This window comes from Bradyrhizobium sp. WSM1417 (assembly GCF_000515415.1).
Classification (GTDB): domain Bacteria; phylum Pseudomonadota; class Alphaproteobacteria; order Rhizobiales; family Xanthobacteraceae; genus Bradyrhizobium.
The window spans coordinates 2,768,627-2,790,538 of sequence record NZ_KI911783.1 but is presented as its reverse complement, the minus strand read 5'-3'; the positions used below and the strand labels follow the sequence as shown (position 1 = coordinate 2,790,538).

16 protein-coding genes and 4 pseudogenes are annotated in these 21,912 nt (G+C 58.1%); 4 read left to right on the top strand and 16 right to left on the bottom strand.

The features are described from left to right. Positions 1-27 precede the first annotated feature (27 nt). The 7 genes and pseudogenes from BRA1417_RS0113460 to BRA1417_RS43995 form a co-directional block, all read right to left on the bottom strand. Positions 28-597 carry a hypothetical protein gene (locus BRA1417_RS0113460; RefSeq protein ID WP_027516197.1) on the bottom strand — a complete coding sequence of 190 codons (570 nt, stop codon included), beginning with the start codon at positions 595-597 and terminating at the stop codon, positions 28-30. Next, positions 594-1,784 (bottom strand): ERF family protein, encoded by a 1,191-nt coding sequence (locus BRA1417_RS0113455; protein WP_027516196.1) that lies wholly within the window; start codon positions 1,782-1,784, stop codon positions 594-596. Before BRA1417_RS0113455 ends, BRA1417_RS0113460 begins: the two co-directional genes overlap by 4 nt. Then, positions 1,768-2,624: pseudogene (locus BRA1417_RS40370) on the bottom strand (YqaJ viral recombinase family protein). Before BRA1417_RS40370 ends, BRA1417_RS0113455 begins: the two are co-directional and overlap by 17 nt. Positions 2,625-3,561: 937 nt before the next feature. After that, the gene (locus BRA1417_RS0113445) at positions 3,562-4,914 is read right to left on the bottom strand and encodes a DNA methyltransferase (protein WP_027516195.1); all 1,353 of its coding nucleotides are present in this window, start codon (positions 4,912-4,914) and stop codon (positions 3,562-3,564) included. A gap of 79 nt (positions 4,915-4,993) precedes the next feature. After that, complete coding sequence (locus BRA1417_RS0113440) at positions 4,994-5,437, bottom strand: hypothetical protein (RefSeq protein ID WP_027516194.1); 444 nt, start codon at positions 5,435-5,437, stop codon at positions 4,994-4,996. Between the two features lie 5 nt (positions 5,438-5,442). Further along, entirely contained in the window at positions 5,443-5,937 is a 495-nt protein-coding gene (locus tag BRA1417_RS0113435) for a DUF5681 domain-containing protein (RefSeq protein WP_027516193.1), read from the bottom strand. A 5-nt stretch (positions 5,938-5,942) separates the two neighbouring features. Continuing rightward, positions 5,943-6,488, bottom strand: coding sequence for a DUF5681 domain-containing protein (locus BRA1417_RS43995; protein WP_156948729.1), 546 nt, complete (start codon positions 6,486-6,488; stop codon positions 5,943-5,945). A gap of 725 nt (positions 6,489-7,213) precedes the next feature. Between BRA1417_RS43995 and BRA1417_RS0113415 the strand changes: the two genes are divergently transcribed. Together BRA1417_RS0113415 and BRA1417_RS0113410 are read left to right on the top strand one after the other, a co-directional pair. Next, a complete protein-coding gene (locus BRA1417_RS0113415) occupies positions 7,214-7,867 on the top strand; it encodes a PEPxxWA-CTERM sorting domain-containing protein (RefSeq protein WP_027516190.1) in 654 nt (217 codons plus the stop codon). Between the two features lie 231 nt (positions 7,868-8,098). Next, positions 8,099-8,716 carry a PEPxxWA-CTERM sorting domain-containing protein gene (locus BRA1417_RS0113410; protein ID WP_027516189.1) on the top strand — a complete coding sequence of 206 codons (618 nt, stop codon included), beginning with the start codon at positions 8,099-8,101 and terminating at the stop codon, positions 8,714-8,716. 788 nt (positions 8,717-9,504) lie between these two features. Here BRA1417_RS0113410 and BRA1417_RS43990 read toward each other — a convergent pair. Then, a complete protein-coding gene (locus BRA1417_RS43990) occupies positions 9,505-9,750 on the bottom strand; it encodes a hypothetical protein (protein ID WP_156948728.1) in 246 nt (81 codons plus the stop codon). A 336-nt stretch (positions 9,751-10,086) separates the two neighbouring features. Here BRA1417_RS43990 and BRA1417_RS43985 point away from each other — a divergent pair, with 336 nt between their 5' ends. Beyond that, on the top strand, positions 10,087-10,257 hold the full coding sequence (locus tag BRA1417_RS43985; RefSeq protein WP_156948727.1) for a hypothetical protein: 171 nt from the start codon (positions 10,087-10,089) through the stop codon (positions 10,255-10,257). Between the two features lie 323 nt (positions 10,258-10,580). Here the strand turns inward: BRA1417_RS43985 and BRA1417_RS46245 are convergent. The 3 genes and pseudogenes from BRA1417_RS46245 to BRA1417_RS0113380 form a co-directional block, all read right to left on the bottom strand. Further along, positions 10,581-10,694 (bottom strand): annotated as a pseudogene (locus BRA1417_RS46245) (choice-of-anchor C family PEP-CTERM protein); the annotation flags it as partial. Between the two features lie 849 nt (positions 10,695-11,543). Then, positions 11,544-11,654, bottom strand: a pseudogene (locus BRA1417_RS46240) (PEPxxWA-CTERM sorting domain-containing protein); the annotation flags it as partial. Positions 11,655-13,261: 1,607 nt separating this feature from the next. After that, positions 13,262-13,474, bottom strand: a complete 213-nt coding sequence (locus tag BRA1417_RS0113380; RefSeq protein WP_027516186.1) for a hypothetical protein — start codon at positions 13,472-13,474, stop codon at positions 13,262-13,264. Between the two features lie 524 nt (positions 13,475-13,998). Here BRA1417_RS0113380 and BRA1417_RS0113375 point away from each other — a divergent pair. Then, positions 13,999-14,616: an NYN domain-containing protein gene (locus tag BRA1417_RS0113375; protein WP_027516185.1), complete on the top strand. Its 618-nt coding sequence runs from the start codon at positions 13,999-14,001 to the stop codon at positions 14,614-14,616. A 40-nt stretch (positions 14,617-14,656) separates the two neighbouring features. On the opposite strand, the gene BRA1417_RS43980 is transcribed toward BRA1417_RS0113375, so the two are convergent. The 5 genes and pseudogenes from BRA1417_RS43980 to BRA1417_RS42720 form a co-directional block, all read right to left on the bottom strand. Then, complete coding sequence (locus tag BRA1417_RS43980) at positions 14,657-14,860, bottom strand: hypothetical protein (protein WP_156948725.1); 204 nt, start codon at positions 14,858-14,860, stop codon at positions 14,657-14,659. 1,007 nt (positions 14,861-15,867) lie between these two features. After that, positions 15,868-16,119, bottom strand: coding sequence for a hypothetical protein (locus BRA1417_RS0113365; RefSeq protein ID WP_027516183.1), 252 nt, complete (start codon positions 16,117-16,119; stop codon positions 15,868-15,870). 893 nt (positions 16,120-17,012) lie between these two features. Further along, on the bottom strand, positions 17,013-18,113 hold the full coding sequence (locus tag BRA1417_RS0113360) for a site-specific integrase (protein WP_245286221.1): 1,101 nt from the start codon (positions 18,111-18,113) through the stop codon (positions 17,013-17,015). A gap of 2,103 nt (positions 18,114-20,216) precedes the next feature. Next, the gene (locus BRA1417_RS44765; protein ID WP_198034825.1) at positions 20,217-20,381 is read right to left on the bottom strand and encodes a hypothetical protein; all 165 of its coding nucleotides are present in this window, start codon (positions 20,379-20,381) and stop codon (positions 20,217-20,219) included. A gap of 434 nt (positions 20,382-20,815) precedes the next feature. After that, a pseudogene (locus BRA1417_RS42720) lies at positions 20,816-21,382 on the bottom strand (transposase); the annotation flags it as partial. Positions 21,383-21,912 lie beyond the last annotated feature (530 nt).

The following is a 21,912-nucleotide window of genomic DNA, read 5'->3' as shown; positions in this document are numbered from 1 at the left end:
TTGCGTACTTTGCCTGCAGCCTTCCTTTCACCGCGCCAGATTTGCTGTCTTAGCAAATCGCCCCCGAGTAATTTCGCGGAGCAGGTTGAAACGATGGAGAGAGGCTGAATTGATCAGCCCCTCAAAGAAAGCGTATTGCTCGCGGACCTGCAAATAGACTTCCATACTGATAGATGTTTGATCGAAGCCGTACGCCAAGAGGCGACGGTCGATTTCAGCCGCAGCTTTAGGATTGACTCGCCAGTCCACCACATTCTTTGCGATATGCGCTCTTGCGAGCTGCTTTGTGCGGTCGTCGATACCGACAAGATCAATTTGGCTCAACGCCCTTTCGACCGCTCGATGCCGAAAGGCCTCCAGCAGCTTGTGACGCAGCGACCGGTAGCGGCGAATTTCCCAGGACAGCTCCGCTACGTCGAACGCCAGCAAGCACTCGATGGCGGATCTCGGCGCGATGTCTCCGAGAACAATGCGCTGGAGCGCGTCGTACTGTTCGCGGCTTTCTCCGGGCAACAATAGAGGCTCAGGTCGCAGGACTTCCAGCTCCTCTGGCGCAACGTAACTCGGGCGTAGTGCGATTTGGAACGGCGCGTTCATCTTGGCGGTGCCTCCAGCGCACTCGGTGTTTCTGAGTATGACGGTGGTGCGCTCCCAGTCTCATGAACTGGGCTGGTGGCCCAGAGATCCCTCGCAGCAAGCAGCGGATCGACCTGCATGTCCGCCCACCATGCCTTTTCATTACCTTGCCGGTGCAGAGCCTGATGGTGGGGCCGACACAAAGGAACGGTAAACTCGTCGCTGACCTTCCGCCCAAGCGCACGCGGTTGCGCGAATTTGAGATGGTGCGCATCGACCGGCGTCCGCTTACAGATGAGACACGGCAATCCCCGGACGAAACTGAGATGTGCCTTGCTTCGTTTCCGAGGCGGCTCCTTTGGGAAAGCAAGGCTGCCGCCTGGATCCGCAAACCGGTGATGTGGTTCGGTGGCACGCAGCCTTAGATCCGGCGGCATTGGCGGGTCGGAATCAGCCTCCTCCGCTGGCGAAGTTAGATGGACCTGGAGATCGGCGCCCGCCCCGGTTGGCTCCGCAAGCCTGCCCGCATAAGCGGCCTCCAAAGCTCTCGCATCCGCTTCCCGAAGCCTGTTCTTGAGGGGGAGGGTTGCTTTGGCCCAAGCAAGGAGGCCGCCCTGGCCCTCCCCGTCCACCTGGGTGGCGAGCTCGGCCAGTAGCCGGTTCAGCAATTCCGCCGAGCGCTCAGGAGGCAGGACTGGGGGTCGGTTCAAGACGCTCTTGGGAGGCTTTCCTTTCGTCCCTGAGGCGGTTTGTGGCTCGGCCGCCACTAAAGGTCCTGCCTGGGTGTCGGGCGCGTCCAAATCGTCCTCTCCGGCAATTCCGACCAGAGCGAACAGGGCATAGCGCCGGGCGTAGGTCAGCGCCGCCCCCATCCGGTGTGGGGCCTCGACGTCCTTGGAGGCACAGACCGGCCAGTCCGACGAGATCCACTCGCCGGATGCATGGGCCAGCAGGGTCGTGAGATGGATGTGCCCGGTAGGCTGCTCAACCCGAGTGGTCTGGATGGTGGCGATTTCCTGCTGGCTCAGCGTCTTGCGGACGATCTCCAGTCCGCTTGCCAGCGAGGCATACCGAAATGTCCGATCTTCCTCCCGAGGGAACGGTGACCGAATGACCGCGGTCAGCGTCTTCTCGGGGTTCATCAACTCGGACTGGGCCCGCGCAAGGGCCGCAGCGATGGTCCCGATGCGCTCACTGGATTGGTGCATGGGCCACCTCTGCGACAGCTTGGCCCTCAAAACTGACAGCGCCTGACTTGGAGCGTTTGGCCCTGATGCCATGACTGGCCGCCTCCTTGGCATCCTCCGGTACGAGCTTTTTCAGATCCGCCTTGGCCGCTTCGTGCTCACCATGGGCTTCTCGGGTCCGAAGGTAAACGGCTGCGAGATCTGCCCACAGGTTCGACCCGGACATGTCGACGACCTTGACGGCCTCAAGCCTCGGACGGGGCGTCTCGATGTTGAAGAGAATGGGCGGCTCCCCGCTCTGAACGCAACGCCAGAACTTCTTTTCCGCCGTGAGCAGGAGATGTTGATAGAGCGGATCAGCGTGAACCGTGATCTCGACCCACTTGCCACCTCCGGTGATGATCGAGAGTACGGCGTTCCGCGCGGCCGTCACCCACATGTTGTGCTGTAGCTGCGCCATATGCTTTCCGCCGCAGCTTCCTCGCTGAACGACCACGGCAGCATGAACTTTGCTTCGAAGACCGCCCCTGTCTGTTCGACGACGCCGTCCAGTGTCGCGCCCATCCATTTGTGCACGGGATGACGAATTCGCTTCTGGATGTCCTTGATGGTTTGGCCAGAGCATCGTTGATACCAAGCCCGGTTCAGCACCTCAGTCACAGTACCGAGCTGAACAATGAGATTACCGGTGAGGTCTTCCGGTGCGACGTCCCCCCGCTTCTCCTGCCACAGCCGAACGAGCGCATCCGGGTCGTCGCCCATAATGGTGCGCGCGTCCGAGCCACCGATGAAATGGCGCCGGTCGTTGGGGTTGAATTTGACGATGGGGGTCCGTGGACCTGCCACAGATTCAGTCACAATGGTACGCAATGGTATCTCCTGTTTACGCGACGCTGAAGGCGATTGCGACGTTGTCCGCCGCACTGCCTTAAGCCCCGCGTCCGCGAGGTCAGATACCGGTGCCGGGATCGCGCCCGGCCGACTCAGTAACGCTCCAGTCGCCGAAGATTGCCAGTCCTTTCTGGAGCAAGATTCTTGCTATTTTTCACCTCAGAATTTTGATCAGGTTGCGGCGCGAAGGGATACGGCCAGCATCGCCGCGCAAGGATGAGGTGAGTCAAATGACATCGAAACGACAAATCGAAGCCAATCGGGCAAATGCGACCAAGAGCACCGGCCCCAGGACAATCAAGGGAAAAACACGATCGAGCCGCAACGCATATCGACACGGACTATCGAGCGAGGGCGATAACGAAAGACCGAGGCTGGAGGCGCTTAGCATGACGCTCGCAGCTGAAGCGGCAGACAAGTCGCGAGCGGACGCAGCCAAGGATCTTGCACGAGCCCGACATTGGCTGGCTGACATCCGCCAGGTTCGGCTAAAGATGCTTACCGATCTGATGGATTGCACAGAACCCCACCAAATGAAGCAGGTCGCAGGTCTGAATCGCTACGAGAAAGCAGCTCGAGCACGACAGCGACGAGGACTGAAGCGCCTGAGGACGACTGCCGGCAACGAAGGTGGGGAAGAACGACCCGAGGACTGAGCTTCTCGAACAACGACCGAGCAACAAAGATGATGAGCGACATGTCCCCGCATCATAAAACGTTCTTGCGCGGCGCTTTGCTGCCTTTGCACCGGCTCCGCATCAGGATACGCCGATAGAACTTCATGTTCGGTGAGCGCAAAAACGCCACCGCCAATATCGAGCGGGGCATTTCGGCTGAATCCCGGCGCGAATGTGCAGACTGCGCACAAATCGGCCGGCACACGAGATCGGTGCCGGCCGTCGTGAGGCTATTCAGCGGCTTGGGCCAATCCGCGGGCGTTTTCCTCTTCCCTTCGGGTCTCGACGTCTTCGAAGCGTTCGCCGGTGGTTTCCAGTATTGCGTCCAATCCGCATACCGCCTTGAGACGGTGGAGCGCGACGTCGCAGTAGTGCGGATCGATCTCAATGCCGCACCCGATACGTCCGGTCCGCTCCGCCGCGATCAAAGTCGTCCCTGATCCCAGAAACGGATCGAGGATAATTCCTTTGCGCCGCGAACAGTCGAGAATCGCGTCTTCAACCATAGCAACCGGCTTGACGGTCGGGTGCAATCGAAGGTCCGAGCGGCCTTCACCAAAAGCGCTTACGCCTGGATAGTTCCACACGTTCGCTCGGTTGCGACCGAAGCGACCAAGATCGATATTGTTGATGTGTGGTGCGGAGCCGGATTTGAAGACACAGACAAGCTCATGTTGAGAGCGGTAGAACGATCCCATGCCGGCATTGTTTTTCGCCCATACGCAAACGTTTTTAAGTTCGCGGTAAACGCCGTTAGCGGCAGCGAGCATTTCCTCAATATGCCGCCAGTCTATGCATTGAAAATGGATCGCACCATTGATGGCATAGTCGGCAAGGTTTCGGAAAACCGAAGCAAGGAAGCTCGTAAAGTCTGCCTTGGACATTTCGCCCGACGCCATGGCGAACTCAGCGTGAACGATTTCGCCCTTCCCTGAGACATTCCCCTCGATCGGCACATTGTAGGGAGGATCCGAGAAGATCATCTGAGCACGTTTGTCGCCGAGCAAGGCCCGGTAGATTTCGGCCTTGGTTGAGTCCCCGCAGAGCAGACGGTGCTCGCCGATTTGCCAAAGGTCACCTGGTTGAGTGATGGCGGGCCCCAAACCCGCTTCGACAAACTCGTCTGTGTCGCCATCCGGCGAGATGTGAGCTGCAGTGCCGATCAGAATATCGATCTCAGGGACCTCAAAGCCTGTAATTGTTACGTCGAAATCGATCTCAAGCTCCGAGAGATACTTGAATTCGATCCCGAGTAGGTTCTTGTCCCAACCTGCATTTTCGGCAAGCTTATTATCCGCAATAACGTACGCTCGGATTTCTGGCTCCGTCATATCGGATAGCCGAACCGCCGGAACTTCTCTGAGACCGAGCAATTTGGCGGCTTCTAGCCGGCCATGACCGGCGATGACGCTGTTGCTTTCGTCCGTTAGCACCGGATTTGTAAATCCGAACCTTTTGATTGCAGCTGCAATTTGTTGAACCTGCTTTTTGGAGTGCGTCCGGGCATTGTTGGCGCGAGGTTTGAGGTCGGTGATAGCCTGGTACACGATTGAGAGTTGACGCTTCGGTTGTTGACGACTCATCTGAGAGGGGCTCCGTTGGTTGTTACACGGGAGCTTCTAAGAAGGATTACCCCTCATCGCATTCAGAACAATCGGTAGGCTATTTCTTTGAAGAGATCTCGTTCAGGAGAGACCGCCAATCCATTCGCAGGCCCCAGCTCTTGATGGCCATTTTCGCTGCACGTTGATGCCGGGGCTCGATGACCGTCGAGCGTGCGCGCTTCTTCGCGCCTTTCACGCTCCCCTCCTCCCGGACTGCTAACGCCTTCAGCAGACGCTTGTATTCGGCAACAGCGACCTCAAACCGGACGTCGTCCAACATTGATTTTTTCGGTCGCCCCGGTTTGCCTTTCAGCTCCCCCTTCAGCCCCTTCAGGATAAGGGGATTGAGCCACGCTGGCAGCGGCTTCGCCGCATTGGCCTCTATTAGGGCGGCAAGCTGCTCTTTGTTCGGGTTGGTGCCGCTTTTGATCAGCCTCTCCCAGTATCGGACGTCTAGTTCATCAAACAGCTCGTACAGGCTTGCGGAAGTCTGCTCAGGCATCTTGGCTAGCCCACGTACTTCCTGTGAAATTGAAGTAAGGCCTCGCCCAAGGCCGTAGGCTCGCCGCGCGCGGCTCTTATGAACTCTTCGGCCTCTAGGTTGATGGCCGTGCCGGGCTGAATAGCGTCCTTGGTTCGCTCGAGCTCTCGCGTGATAAATTCATCCAGTGACACCGCGGCCGGAACAAGGAGAATCCCTGAGTCGGAAGTTGGCGCTACTGCCGCGCGATCTCGAACCTTGCTCATCAGCGCCGCGGCAGCAGGCTTTCCTTCGGCCGCCAGCGCTTGAAGCTTGAGAATAACGAGCTGAAGTCGGCTAAGTCTTTGTTGTTTGCCCGACACGCGAGCCGTGAGCGTCTTGTGTGCAAACTTTTTGGTGCGGGCGTGCACGTTGACAGCGCCTTTGGGGCGACCGCGCGCATTACCGGACTGTCCTTTTTTGAAACGGACTTTCGACCGGCGGAGGGGTGCGCCCCGGTGCAGAGACCGCGTCACTATCATCCGATTTAGTAGACATTTTCGCCATCGGCCCGGGCTTTCGCCAACGCCTCCCTTTTCAATTCAGCGATTCTGGCAACATCAGCCTCATACTCAGCCCGATAGTGCTTGAGGATTCGGTCGTCCCAAGGCGGTAGCCCCTCGTTGCGAATAATGTAGCCTGCGAGGTCGAGCGGCACGTCACGAGGAGCCTGCACCGCCCCGCAGGCAAGGGCGAGCGACGGCTCCAGCAAGCCTGCGCGCGTGCATTCCGCTAGGAATTGCTTTAGCGCACCGATTTTGCCAGCCATGGCACCTAGGAACAGGGCCTCCAGCATCGCTTCGTGAGGATGCACCTTTTGCCGCTTGCCATTGCGTTGGATCTCAATCGGTCGATCGAGCAGCTCAGCAATGTCTGTTCCCGCGTGCTGAGATGCGCTCGCGCGAGCTCGCCCAGCTCGGTGAGGCTGGGGTCGTGCACCGAAACGGGTTTCCTTGGGCGGCTTGCCGTAGCCTACCTCGTAAGTCTCGGTCTCCGAGACGGGTCCCCGATGGGACACATCCTGCTTTACCATCTCCACTCCATCGGCGGCATGCGCGCACAGAGCAGGAGTTTTGGGTGATGAAGAAGCCCAGAAACCAGCAAGCTCCGAGGCGCATCACTTGCGCAGCTCGTTAGCATTTCATTTTTGCTCGGGTTCTAAGCATCGCGACCGAGTGTTGATCGACGTCGCTATCGCTTATTTATGCCGTAGGATCGCTGTCGTCAAACATATTTGAGCTGCACCATCCCTGCTATCGCAGGAGGCCGGCGGGCTCGGGGCTCGCCGGCTTTCCTCGTTCGGCCCGGCGCTCCTGAGTTCCAATCCATCTCCGTACAGTTCTGGCTAATAGCGCAGGTGAGCGTTAGCGGTCGCCGCGCTCAGCTCCAGGGTTTGGCCGCTCCGGCTGCAGCGATCGCCTCCCGGCCGATTTCCGCAGCGCGGAGAGAGAGCCGGAACAAGTGCCGGTGACCTTGCCGTGTCAGCTCGAATCTAGCTTCTTGGTCGCCGCGGCTTGGCCTGTGATCTCTCAGCTTGGAGTAGCTCAGAGGCCCGCGTCTAGGGGAGCTCTGACAGGAGGACCGCAGCAACAGCCAAGGACCGGAGGATAATCCTTGGCTGAGCAACAGGCCTCTGGATCACGGCGCTGCCAGCAAGAGCAAAGATGTGGTGCCCCGGGGGGACCCGGTCTTGATAGGGCAGGAGCAACATGCAACACCGGCAACACATCACGTCGATTCGTTAACCTTGAGGAATTTATGAAAGCTCTCTTTCTGGCCGCCGCCGCTCTCGCGATGGCATCAAGCGCGGCTTCGGCTTCCGTGCTCGTCGTGGACTTTGAAGCTTCGAACGTGACTCCCGGCCAATATTCCTACGCTTCCGATACCGCTGGATATTCTCAGCCGTCGGGGAGCTCGGTTTCGCTTTCGGGTGTCGGTTTCTCGGGCACCTCGGGAGTCCAGAACAACGCGCCGGCGTGGGGCTTTCCGGCGGCCCCCGGTGCGGGCACGAACGCCGCCTTCCTTCAGAGTTATTCCAGCTCGAACCTCGGCGTCATCACTATTGATACTGGCACCCTCGTGGCTGGCCAGAGCTACACGGTGTCATTCGATAGCGTTGCGCGCCCGGGTTACGGCGCAGACCCCTTCACTGTGAGCTATGGTGGGCTTTCTAAGACGATCGATCCGGGTTTGTCTTGGGTTTCCTCAACATGGAGCTTCACGGCTATCGACGGCCAGAACCTGGTCTTTTCGGCAACGCGCATCGACGGTGACCACGCGAGCGGCTTGGACAACATCGCTATCACCGCAATCCCTGAACCCTCCACATGGGCGCTCATGATCCTGGGCTTTGCGGGAGTAGGCTTCTTAGCTTATCGTCGCCGGCCTGGGACAGTCTCGATTACTGCTTGAATCGGAGCGACCGTAGAGTACCAAGACCGCCTTCGGGCGGTCTTTTCGTTGAGCGAACAACGTTTTCCGCCGCTCTGAGCTTGAAAGAAGTTCACCGTTGCGCGTAACCATTCTTTTAAACCATGGCGCCGTTTAGGGCACCAAGCGACCAATTTAGGCTTGACCCCTTTAATAATATTTAATATTAAAACGAGAGTGTTAGATGATTATTAACGCGGCCGGGGGTTTGAAATGAAATATTTATCGATGGTCGGCGCTGGAATGCTGGCGCTGAGCTTTGCCGCGGAGCCTGCGCAGGCGGCGGTTCTTTTTGCCGGAACTACGGCAGGCTGCTTTGGTCTGGGCTGCAATACGTTTTCGCAGACACCAAAAGACAATCCGAACCTCCTTTATACGTTCGGCACATTCAGCGGCAGCACTGATGACACCTTGGCCATCAACTTGGGCACGTTCGCTCTTTCACCAGGTACTCACGATTACACCAACGATAAATTCACGCTTGAGGTGCTTTTCACGCTGCCCAGCAACGTGACACCGAACGGGGCAGCCAGCGCCTTCGCCGCCACCGTGAAAGGGCAGGTTAAGCAAGGTCAGAACGGTGCTGTTTCCATCGACTTTGATAATACGGCGCATAGTTATTCTTGGAGCGGCGGAACTTTCACCCTCGCAATTGACGATGTGAGCAAGTTCTCTGTCGGTCACTCCAATTCAGTGACTGGAGAAATCACGGTGACGTCCATCGCGGCAGTCCCCGAGCCCGGCACGTGGGCCATGATGCTGCTTGGTTTCGCGGGGATCGGCGTCGTTACCTACCGTCGGCGGTCGTCAGCCCACCTGCGCTGCGCCTAAAAGCAACCGCTCGATTTTATGAACGGAAGGCCGCCTCTGGCGGCCTTTTCTCTGCGTCCGGCAAACCCATGCAGTACGCCTTCCTTAAGGTGCGGCGTCGCCTTCCGGGATGAGCTATTCAACAAGACGCGTTCACGACACTGGTCCAAACCCCATCGCGCTTGAATGCTGGCGGACCGATTACACTGCACACGACACACTGGCCGCTTGGTTGGAGAACCGGGTCTTTAGCCATGACCCTGGTGTGAGTGACGGGAGCTGGCGCGGAGCCTTCGCCACAGCGAAACACCAAAAGCCGGTGCGGTGCGGCCGCCCGCCGGCAAGAGCCAACTCAAACTTGGGAAGAAGCTCGGGCGCTGGCAAGTTTTAACCGCTGCGAAGCGGCCGATGCGCGGCCGCCTTCATAACGGACACAACTCTGCAGCTTCTGACTGACGGGAATTTCAGCGTCTGCTCTTTCCCAACAATCGCCTTATCGTTTCAATCGCGGCAACGAAAAGAGGGACGAGCGAGAAACATGCACCCGAGACTAGGGAAACCGCGGTTTGCCATGGCGTCGGCGGACGATCCGATTTCGAGCCCCGTCGCCCGACGGCTCTATCACTCTCAACAGGGTACAATGGATCGGATTCGGATTGGGACTTGCGCGGCGGAATGACCAACACCACAAAGAGGAGATTGATCGCAATCCAAATGACCACCAAAGTGATAACGACCCGGAGCATGAAAAACGTGCCCTCTTATCGGTAGTACTGAAATCAATTGAGGAAAGGCACGGGGAGGCGAGATCAGTTTGCCGCGCCCGCAGAGTCTTCTTGCTCTCCATTCCGCATTGCGGAGACGATCTTCTGTGCGAGGATGGGAACTGGAGGATTTGCGATCGTGGTCGCATCGCTTTTCTGGGCCTCGGCCCGCAGCATCTTCGAGAATGCCCTAAGCGTCATTTTCGGTTTCGAAGCATTCGCCCGTGAGAAAAACATGGCCATATCTTTCAATAAAAAGGCTAAGTTGAACCAGTAGATGCCCCTCGTCAATCCGGGCTTTAGTCCCGGCGCGACGGGCTCGCCGCCAGATCGAGCTGAATTCGCAACGGAGCGACCTCGATCCGATGTAAAGGGCGCCACTACCCTCCGATGAGGTGTTCGGCCACCTCATATAACAAGAACAGCCACCCCGCCGTGCCAACGGTGATAGCCGCAACATAGGCAACATGGCGCACTCTCTCAGGCATGCCTTGTCCTAACTGGCGCCTCCAACAATTGCATCTCAATCAGTGCGTAAACCTTAATCCACGTCGCGCGCGTTGTGCTCTCCGTCCCAACATGGACGTCAGGACATCGTTGTGAGGCGAATATCAAGCGGCGACGAGCATGAACGCTCTTCCCTTTGAGGTTACAGGCATGATGCTCGAGATCCATTTTCTCCAATCGGCGCAAGAAAGACCGCCGCCCGATGGCGGCTTTCTGCGCACTGACGGGGCCGACTATCAGTGGCAGTTGAAGGGCGGGCGCCTGGTTGCGACGCGGACAGCTATGGCCTGAGAACGCCAGCCACTGGCGCGCCGCTCGTCGGAAACCACCAAATCGGTGGTGTCGAACCGGGCATCGCCCGATCCATCGCTCGCTTGATCTGAACAGGGAGACGTTCGGATGGCTCGGCAGGAAGAGGGTGACGCAATGCTCTTTGCTTGGCACGATGACGCCGCATGTATCGTTTGGAGCGTGTGTGCATGAAACAACGCCTCAAAAGCATAATTGGGAAAGTCGAAGCCTAGTTGAGACTGCAGTGACTTCAAAACGTTTGGTTTTGGAACAACAGACGTTGGGGGGCCGCGCAGCGCGGCCCCACCTTCTCAAGGTCGGAGCTAAGCCAGCCGGAACGCGGCGCCGCTCTGACGTCGACCCCGATAGGCCAGGAAACCGATGCCGAAGAAGCCGGTGATCATCATCGCCCAAGTAGACGCTTCAGGAACCGCAGACACGCTGAAGTTCGCCGTTTCGAAGGCGTCCTGCGCGGGACTGTTGTTGAAGCTGACCGAGAGGATCTGGTCTCCCGGCGTCGCATTGAACTGGACATACTGGGAGAATGCCTGATTTCCGTTCGTCACGGCGAAATTCAGGCTGCTCGCAGTAAAGTCGTAGGTCCCGGTCGTCGATGTGACGTGGAGCAGGTTGTAGGTGTCCGGAGACCCCCAGAGAAAGCTCAAATAGTTGATCGGGTTTTGGAAGGTGAGCACCGCAGGCTCACCGGAGGTCGGACCGGCTGCGAGGAATGTCCCGCCGTAGACCCCTCCCTTTGGGATGTCAGCGAACGGCTCGTCGCTGGTGTAGACCGTGCCTCCGGTCAGTGTGGCGACCGATCCACCATTCAGGCCGGCGCTACTCAGGCTGAGAAAGGGACCGGTGCCGCCCCCTAAGCTACCCACCACCATTGCCTGGGCGGGCTGAATTGCTGCGGTCAGGGCAAGTGCCGCAATTCCCGATAGTAATAACCTCATGTCAGTCTCCATCGTGACGCGGCGCACAGCGCGCCGGATCGCAGGCATAAGAGCCGACATTGCCACTTGTTCCTGATTTTATTAAATTTCGATTAGAATGCTTGTTAAGGGCCTTAGCCTTTTTAAGGCGCCCGATCCGTCGTCTCTCGAGGCGAGATTCCGACTTTTCCCGGCGTCTGATCTCTGAGGTGCTCACCTGTTCCCGCGAAATCTGGCAGGGCGCCCATAGGCGACGGCGAGCATGACCATCGTCCGTTCAATCAATCTCCGACCGGCACAAAAAAAGACCGCCCGAAGGCGGCCTTTCAGCAGATTGATGCGGCTGGTTTATCAGGCCACGGTGAGGGCCGACGCCTGGTTGCGGCGACGATAGGCCATAAAGCCGACGCCAGCGAAACCAAGGATCATCATGGCCCAGGTGGAAGGCTCAGGCACGCCCGCGACGACGGGTGGACTGCCAATCGAGCAGCCTTCGCAGGAAAGGCGGAAGATGCCTTCCGAACCATCGATCAATAGCGATCCATTTGTCGGATCAGCTGTGGTGTAGTCAAAGCGGGTGATGCCGCTCACAATTGTTTTGATGTCGCCGCTGCCAGGATTGATCAAGGCGACCGTCCCGTCGTTTCCCGCTGCAATGATAAACCCGTCCAACGCGCCGCCGCTGATCACGCCGGTCCCGTCCGGAGAGTTATTGGGAAAATAGGTATGGAGCAGCGCTCCTGATGCCCGGTCAAAGACTTGGACGGTACCTGCAACTTCGGCAACGATTTTCGTACCATCCGGGCTCACGGAGACGCCGTCTGCATAAGCATTCGTAATCACCCGCGCTTCTGAAGTGCCAGGAGTAATTTCTATAATTCGCCCGCTATCCGTCGTGGCAATGACATGGCCATCAGGTGTTGCTGCCATGCCCAGGTATGGGTGGACAGGGGAGCCGCCGACCGTGACGGTTTGGGGCGTAACTGTAGTTAGGCTCGTGTTATACGTTGTGAAGGTACCGCCAACGTTGCCATTCCCTTGGCCAGCGCCCCAAATCGTGTTTCCGACAGCAGTCGCTCCGACAGTTCCGAAAGAATTGTTGAGCGTTGAGGTAGCAGTTGCAGGTGTCTGCACCGGCTGACCTGCGACGTTGTTGAATACCCAAGTCTTGCTCTGGGCGTAATCGGAAACGAAAACATGGCCATCTTTTGTGGCAGCGAGACCGAACGGGCCAAAGCTAAATGAGCCTGTGTTGCCCGGATCGGTAATAGCGAATGTGCTCAAGCTGAAACCCAGTGCATTGCCGTCTGCGGTCAGCGCGACAGACGCCGAGCTTGCTTTTGGGATTGCTGTGCAGGTTACCGCCACCAACAAAGCGGCTGTAGAAAATAAAATGCCTTTTCTAATCATCTGCTCGCCCTTTTTTTAAATCGTGACAAAAGCTCCTTTTTCAACATGTTAAATATCGTTAACATTTAGTCCAAAGTCAACATTCGCGAGCAAAAGACCGCCCTAAGCAGTCAAGATGGGAGACACCATCCCGGCCGTCCGGGCTCTTTTGACGCCCCCGTTTCAGCGAATTTCGATTTCCGATCCCGTCCTGAAGACCCGGAATTCCCGTTACACCCTCTTCGGGAAAACCCGCCACAGGCGCCGGTTATTGAAGCTTTCTGAATCTAACAGGGCAAAGCCTCGGTTGTGTCTTTTTGCGGTTTGCCCTGTTAATTCCCGCAGCCGACAGTCCAGGCCGCTGTATGGACTTGCACCCTTGGAATTAGGGTGCCAGGCGGCACTCCCGATTACGCGGCACTGATCAAGAAGCTGCGGCGGGGCAATTTGCTCCATCTACCGCTGTTGCCAGCTTCGCTCTGGATGACAGCAAGCGGGAGTGGAATGTACCTGGACCGTGCGCAAGATTGGTGCAGCACTTTTTCGCAGCTACGCCAAATGCAAACGTCAGGTGCACGCGCCCATCCGCGGCAGGACGCCTTACGCCTGGTCTCGCGCCACCCCACCTTCCCTTCGGGCGGCCTTCTCGCTGGTCCCGTCTGCGGCAGGCCTTAGCCGATCTACCCGGCGACTGGGCCGGAAAGCGTTCTGAGCCCCGCCTCAATAGTAGCGATGTCCTCTTCCAGCTGGGCGATCGAAGGGCGGCAGTCAAACCCCGCCCTTGCCTTCAGGTCGACGGCCAGGCGCTGGCGGTGCATTCTCAGATGCTCGAGCGACTCGCGGTCTTTCAGACGTGCATACCCCTCAACGATCAACTCGATTGCACTCGGCATAAGCGCTCCGAAATCAAAAATTTCTTTTACCACTTGCCGGAGACTAGAGGGAAAAGAAGCCGAAGTAAATTGACTCCGGTTCAGCTCCAGCGCGTACGGTTTCGATGTGAGATTGTCATTAGCGCAGATGAAATATCGCTCGTCTGGCCATGTACTGGGGCATGCTTGGTTCGCGCCGCTCCCACGAAAAGCACGGTCCCAGTTTGCCGGAAACGGAACAGCGCCAGGCGCGGCCACGCCTGCGATTGCGCAATCAGAGCGAGCGAATTTGCAGGCCTCATGACATGCATCGCGGATCTGAACTAAATCATTTCCACCAAACAGGAGCAGGATTTCAGTACGCAGAAAGTATGTCAGACTTGCCCGTCTTGATTTGCCGTGTCAGCCTGAGTTCCAGAGCACAGCGTGGTCAACGACGAAGCAGGCTGCGCACCATCACAATTAGCGGACCTCATAATGCTCCCCGAATGTTTCGAGCGGGCTCTGCTCCGCTCCCTCAACGCGCTGCCAAAGGCTCAGCCACAATGTCACCTTCCTCTACCGACAGGATCGCGCTCTTCATCGACGGAGCCAATCTCTACGCGACGGCGAAAACTCTGGGCTTCGACATCGATTACAAGCGCCTGCTGAAGGAGTTTCAGAGCCGCGGGACGCTGCTTAGGGCGTTCTACTACACCGCGATCATCGAGGATCAGGAGTACTCCTCGATCCGGCCGCTGATCGACTGGCTCGACTACAACGGCTACACCGTCGTCACCAAGGCGACCAAGGAGTTCATCGACGCCTCCGGCCGCCGCAAGGTCAAGGGCAATATGGACATCGAGCTCGCCGTGAACGCCATGGAGCTCGCCGAGCACATCGACCAGATAGTGCTGTTCTCGGGCGACGGCGACTTCCGCTCCCTGGTCGAGGCCGTTCAGCGCCGCGGCGTGCGGGTCACCGTGATTTCCACGATCGCCAGCCAGCCGCCGATGATCGCGGACGAGTTGCGCCGCCAGGCCGACGTCTTCACCGACCTCGTCGAGCTGCAGTCCAAGCTCGGCCGCGACCCGTCCGAACGCCCCGCCCCGCGCGACCGTGAAGCGCGCGGACACACGATGAAGTTCTTGCAGCAGCCGAAGGGAAACGATCCGCTCGATTGAAGCGCTCACAACTCCTTTTTGCCAGACGGCACTCGTCTTGCTACGTTGCGCGAATATCAGCACAGTAGGTTGTTTCAGGTTGAGGCTCAACGACCGCTTCAATGAGAACGCGGCCTTGCGCTTCCGTGTTTTCCTGATCGTCTCCTTCGAGAGCGCTGCCGCTCGGGTTGATGGCATTTTTCCCGATGGAGCAGCCCGGATGCGGCCGGGGATTTGAGGAGGCACGATCGAGAAAATCGTCCAACAGGATCTGGGAGGTCGCTCGCGAAATGGCGCGGCGCAAGAGCGCGTCGAAGCGGTACTTCGCGTCGGCTCGATAACCGAAGGGCCCAGCGGGTCTCTCCAAGCCTTCGGGCAGACATCGTGATCAGCTTGGTCATCTGCGGAGGTTCTGAGCCGTGGCTAGCTAGAGCGACGAACCGAGGTCCTAGGCTCAAGCATATGGTCAAACTTATACACAAGCCGATCTCCAATCAGAGATCGATCATTCCTCGCTCGACGCGTTCAATGGAAGGTGGGACCGAAACAGCGCTTACACTTGGACAGGCTTCTACGCTGGCTATAATTTGGGTGCGGCCTGGAATTCCCAAAAGACCACAAGGACTTTTGGTGCCCTTGGAACACGACGAACACTGGCTTTATTGGCGGGCTCCAGGCAGGGTTCAACTATCAAATCAGTTCGGCTGTTTTGGGTGCAGAGATCGACGGTGACTGGATGAGCTCCAGCCCTCGTCATCGACTTCCTCCACTCGAGGACCCGCCGGCCTCACGAAAACAACCGGGCAATTCAATTGGACAACCAGCATTGGTTTGCGCTCGGTTATGCCGTTAATTCCACGCTCTTCTACGGCAAGGTGGGCTATGGTTGGGTGACGCAAACGCTCGCGATCAACTCGCCGCTGGCCTTGAATACGACGACCACCTTCGTTTCAAATACCAACGGTGGCGCACTGTACGGTGGCGGATCGAATATGCTTTTCCGACGACGCAATGGACTACAAAGGTTGAATATAACTACGTCACAATGTCCGGGCAGAAGTTTGTTTTCAGTTCTCCGAATACTGTTATCGTTACGCCAACGCTGAAATTTGGAATGAACAACAGATTCACAATGTGGCCAAGGCCCATCAGTTGGCCTCGCGTGGCCTTCTTCTTACGGACCGGGGCCAAATATCTTGCAGCAAACTTCCAGCTAGTGCGCAGTTTACGTATCTGTTGCATACTACCTCCTTGAACAGGCACACTAGCCGTCTAGATTTCCTCGTCGGGCCGACCGATGATCTGCAACTTCCATTTCATCTGCGACTGGCTCTGCTTAATGCAGAATCGTCCGTCAATGACCGGAAGTTTGAGCACCGAGCTGGGCTGGTTGCGGCAGCAACTTTGCGAGCTGTCGGGAAAACCAGGCTGGTAGAGATACAACCGGGCGTAAAATGGCTCCACAGAAATCAGGACGTCGACAGTCTTGACGGCTCGTGGCAGTTTGGCAGAGAGATCCAGCAACCGATCTCCCGGATTACATGCCAGAGCAATCAATGTAAGTGCCAGAACCATGAAAGTACCTTTAGCTCAACGCAAGCGCTCGGTCAGCGACAATCCTGAGGCCGAAGTCAGCGCCCAGCAAGCAGCTACCAGAGCCGCAGCACCTGTTCCGCGACAGCAGTCGGATGATTTCGCTCACGCAATTCATCACAGGCTGAAAGACGTTCCCACGCGTAATCCCAAGATTGTGATCCCATTGATCGTAGATGGCCGCGATTGATAATTGCACCCACTTACGAGGATAAACTCAACGGGAAATTGACCGGTAACAATTCGAACGATTGTGCGTCGGATATCAAGCTATTCTCAGCCCTTGACAACATCGTCACGGATCACCTCAGGCGTCCAGAGCGCCGCCCGCACCCGGGGTTGTCCCGCGGCTCCTGGCCCCGGGGGGACGAGCGCGGTATTCCTTAAGAGTTGCACAGGGTGTAAGCTGGATATCACCAGCACTGACACGGCTACCTGGTTTCGGGCCAAAGCTACATACTGAAGTTGAAGCCTTGCTCGCCCCAATTTCGGCGCGGACGCTCCACCGTGAGCTACAACGACGACACCCTGGGACGAAGCTTCTGCGAGAAGCAGCCGAATTCCGCTTCGCCGGTCGAGGAAGGTGGCGCTATAGGTTGCTCCTGCCGAGGCATTTGGCGTGATGGTGGCTCCAGAAATGGTTCCCAGTTTTGCAATGGCCTTTTGATCCGCAAAACGTAGCAGCGGTTTTCCCCCTTTCCGTGTCCATTTTGAAGTTCAGGCGCCTGCTTCGGCTGCGGTCGCCTCTGCGTTCGTGAAAACCGGGCGACATAGGAGTAACGCAGAACGATTTGGCCAGAGGATCGAATCGAGCTTCCAGTGTATCAGTAGCTCACGAGGCCTCGCCGTTTGATTGGAATGACAGCACCAGAAGTCTGCGGTTTTCGTTCTCTCACGGGATCTCGCTTCGCGATCTTGTCGACTGCATCAGACAAATAATCAGGATGGTGATGACCATAGGTGTTGAGCAGCACATCGAGCGACATTCCGAGATAACCTGCTGCTTGCCAAGGGTCCGCGCCCCTTTGCATGAGCCAGGTCGCTGCTGTATGTCGCAGTGTTTGAGGTGAGATACCCTGACCGAGCCCCGCCAGCCTCACCGCACTCTTGAACGCTGTTTTGACCGACTTGACTGCCTTCCCGTTGTATTCGACAAAATGCTGCGCCTCCGGATCAATCCGATGCCAGCGTCTCAGGTGGGCCAGCAGGCGCATGGGTATTGGTACCGTGGGCTGCCGCTTGTTAGTTTTAGAACTTCCCCGCTTCAGCCGGTAGTATCGCCCACGCTCCAGGTCGACATAGGAGCGACCGATCCCCGGATTGGGGGATGCGGCCGCAATCGCTCCGGCACGAGTCCCGCTATAGACGCCAAGCAAGATGAACCGAGCAAGGTGGCGCAGCGGACGTCTGCTTGTCGGGAGCTTTACGTCGTCCGCGGATCGGTGTGACCTTTTCTGCATCTCGCGATAGCGCCAGCAAGTCCAGATCAATCTCGCCGTATCGCTACGCGTCAGCCACTTATCTCGCGGCTGGCCCTTCTCAGGCAGCGAGACTCTAACGATTTCCCGATGATATCCTTCGGCCGCATGGTAGCCAATCGCGGCGCGGAGATCTTCAAGGTCTCGGCGCGCGCCTCCCCTTTTACAACGCTGTTTGGCATAGGAACGACATGCCTCTCCGTTAAGTTCACCCAACATCTTTGCTCCCCACCAATCGTTTAGCCGTCCAATTCGCTTCTTGAACTTGCGAACGTCGGGAATGGAATCTTCGCGCTTGGCATCCACGTTAAAGCGCTCCCGAAGCTTCTCTAGCTGCGCCTCAAGGTAAATCGAGAGGAGATCCGCAATTGCGATGTCGTCTGCGTGACGAACCCGACGCTTTGGGGTGTGGTTCGAGATATTATAATTCCTCAACATTTCTTCCATGGCCGCAATCTCATCGGCAGGGCAGCCTGCGGTAATATCCCGGCCTTTGCCCCTGAAGATCGAGGCTGCCTTGTGAGCAAGCTGTCCGCACTCCTCTTGACGAGCGGCGTTGAGCTGAACTCTCGCCCCCTTGCGCCTTCGCGGCATAAATTTCGCATCCGTTCGACATAAGCCAGCGTTGTGAATTCCTTGCCGGCAATCTTTTCAATTACGAGTCGATTGCAAATCGCGCTCGCGCCGCAACCCTGCGACCGTCGTCCCGCCCCAAAGGAAAAGCGATCTTCACCGCATCAGCAAGACGAAGAAGCGCATCAGATGTAACTTTCGTTTGCGTTCGAACTGTTATCGACTCTCATGGATCGATTAACAAGACCAAAGCGATGATGCCGGCATCAAAGCGAATGTAAAGCTGCACCTTCATGCTGTCGCGGAATCGGCGCTCTCCTCGTAAAAGCGAGCGGATCAGACAAGGTTCGGATTGTTAAAACAACAAGCCGATTTTTGTCCGGTTGCGCCGGACGCCGCGACCGACACGTCCCCTCAAGTCCAAAAATTTCAAGCTCGAATTGTCTGATCTCGGTTTTTCGTCTCTCCTCGCGTTTCTCCGATCAAACGCCACTCAGGATCCTCTGCGACAAACGAACATAAATTGAGTCTTGGTCCACTCGGCAAAGCCGGTGTTGATCGGCAACCTGAAGAACTGGTGTTCGCAAATCTCCACGAACGTGTTCGCTTTGATACATCCGAAACCGGGCGAGTTATCCGGGTGCTCCAGGCCGACGGCGAGATGCCAATGGTCCGAAGCGGCTCAAATGGCCTCGACGACGTTGCCGGCCTGAGTTTCCCGTCGGCATTGCAAAGGGCGGGGCGCCCGGCGCCGAGCCGCCGGGTGATCACAAGGTGCTTTCACGATCCGAGTTTGTGATCGCAGCAAGAGGATGCAGCAGGTTATCGAGTGGTCGAGTCCGCGCCGGCTCGGGAAGTCGATCGCCCGACCGGCGAAATCACGGTGAAACATACGGGCAGGATGGTGACAGCAGCGAGCACGGGGATGCCAACCTGCCAATCCAGATGAACCTGATTTGGCGGCGCCTTGCTTACACGATGATGGCCGGTATGCGGGCCAAACTGGTTAGGCAGTGAGGGCAAGAGCCCGTTGGCGCATTTGGGGCCGCCTGTCGGGTCCGACGCTCAGCGCTCGTCGATATCTGGCCGCTGCGAACATGAGGCCGGTTGGGCGGCCGCTCGACCTGATCACGTCAACTCCGGACCCGCGTCTGCGCTGGCTATTCGACCCTGTCCCGGGGTTTGCAGGTGCCGTGGATGCCGCGCTTGCGGGAGAAGTGGTGCCCGACCCCGTCGTTGTGGATGGGTTGGCCGAGCTGGCTTTGGTTGCTGGCGCGCTGGTCTGGTTGGACGCGGTGGTGTCGTTACCAGTGCTGTAGAAAACTGCCGCGATAGCGGCGATCACGACAATTGAGACGACCACCCAGGCTATGGGGTTGTCCCGGTAATTCCGATCTCGATTGGACATGGGGAATCCTCTTGGACTAGACAAGCCACCAAACCCGAGATCCCTCCAGCGTTCCTGCCGTCGGTAACACTCACTTTGCCGCCCTGTGAGCAGAGGCGGCGCGAACGGTAACCTCGATTTCCAACACCTCGACCGTTGCTGCGATCGCGCGGTTGAATTGCGGCTGGACACGCTTCCACAGGATCTGTGCAATTGTCTGCGACTGGCATGACAGCCGCGGCCAAGTCAGGCCAGGGATGGGGTCGAGGCTTGATTCCAGCAATGAAACTTATCGCCGAACGTCCGTTTGCCCATCCGGAAGTCGCCGCCCGCCAACTCGCTCTGCTCGCTTCGGGTATCGAGGCGGTACAGGACGGCAGAATCCATATCGAGAAGATCAACTACCTCTTTCTCTACACGCTGCGGCCGGTTACGCCCGGCCAGGATCCGCTGGCGACTGCAGTAGGAACCGGGCGTCCTTGCCCGGCTTGCTGCTTCGCTGGCTCGCCCAAGCTAGCGGAGCGGCCCCGGCCCTATCCTCCCAATGACCCTCCAAGCCGGGGCCGTCTCTCCTTCGATCGAGGGAGCCTTCAGCGTTGCTCGATGGTTCGCGCCGCCAATTCCCGGTCCAGCTCCTTCAAGCGTCCGAGGAGGTTTTCAACGATCTCCATGCAATCGGAATGCCCCAATGATTGCACACCTCGCGCCGCCAGCTCGCGCTCCAACATACTCGCCAGGATGACTTGGATGCTCACAGACCCTCCCGCCAAAGATTGCTTCGCCAGGTACGGTTCAACAACGAATTGGGTTCGCTCAGGCGAAAGGCCGCAGCGTGGTTCCAGCCCCACTGCGGCCATCCCGGGAAAAATCAACAAATTGGTGCTTAAATCTCGCCGGTGTTCCTACGGTAGAACACCCCGTTCTGAAAATGGACTCCGGAAAACTACCGTACCCCGATCTTCTACGTATTGTCGTCTGAACGTGAAAATGGCACGGCTCGATTTCCAGCCCCTAATGCTCCCGGCAGCCGATCCAATTGCGGATTAGAGCGCCGGGAGTGCCGCGGCCGCCCGTTAGGCGCTGAGCATCTGGACCGGCGTTTCATTCAAGGTGCTGATGCCGCACGTTCGTGTCGCGCCGATGAGGCGAACGATCGCGTTCTCATCGGGGAAGATGCCGACCACCTCGCCGTCCAGAACGTCTCGGCCTCGGACGGCCCGATGTCCATCCCGAGAACCTCCCCGGCCGTCGCTGTTGACGCCGACCGCGACAATCACCGCGACTTCTGCGGCCATTCTGGCGTATCTCACGTAGGTGGCGTCGATCCACAGATACCGCCAGTCGCCTCGATCGGACGGGCGAGGAAGGCCTGCACCTTGTCGTCGATCTCGCCGCAGCTCGGCGGACCTGGCTCTTGGAGATGCCGGTCATGCCCATGCCTGCACCAGATGGTCGACCGAAGCGAGTCGAATGCCCTGCACACTCCTGCATCACGGCGGTGAGCGCCTTCTCGGCCATCCGTCGCGGCTCCGGGAAGTCCGGAAAGCAGGAGCCCTTGCGTAGCTTGGGATGTGCAGCTCGACCGCGCCGGGTCGCCCGGATCCGGTCGCCGTAACCGTTGCGCTGGGCCAGTCTCGCCTCCCGCCAGCTCCATCAGAAGCCGGGCGGCAAACCCGATCAGCTCGCGCAGAAGATCGGCGTCGGGGGTGTTCGTTACCAGCGTGCGCAGGTTGTCTCGTCGGTCGTGTTCCTCGATTGCATTGGCGTGTCGCAACCCGATCCTACCGGAGAACTGCCGGCGGCAACCGCAAAGCCGCCCGCCCGCTACGGCGCTCTTGGGGGCGCGCGTCCGGGCCGCTTTGCTAACCGAGCTAAACCACCACTGGGGACACGACCGAGCTCGATCTTAATCAGCTTTGCCAGGTCGCGCGTGAATGCTCTGAGGTCGGTCAATTCGCCGGAAACGGGTGAGATGATGCACAGAATAAATGGCTGGCGTCCTGACACCGCTCATCAAAAGCCGCCTGCGCGGTCTCTACCAAACAGAAGAGCTCGGCGCGCCAACCACCTCGGGTTCCGCCATCGCGCTTCAGGTACAACAGACGGCCATCAGTGGAGCTGAGCGGTGATCGCCCTGAGCGGAAGGATTGCCCTTTCAACCACCAGCAAGCACCTTCACGAGGAGACGCCGTGCCGGGCTGCAACCGGCTGTGGCTGGGGTTGGCCTGCGATGGCCGAACGGCTAGCCGCTATCGCATGCTACAGGCAGCCGGAATCGAGACATGT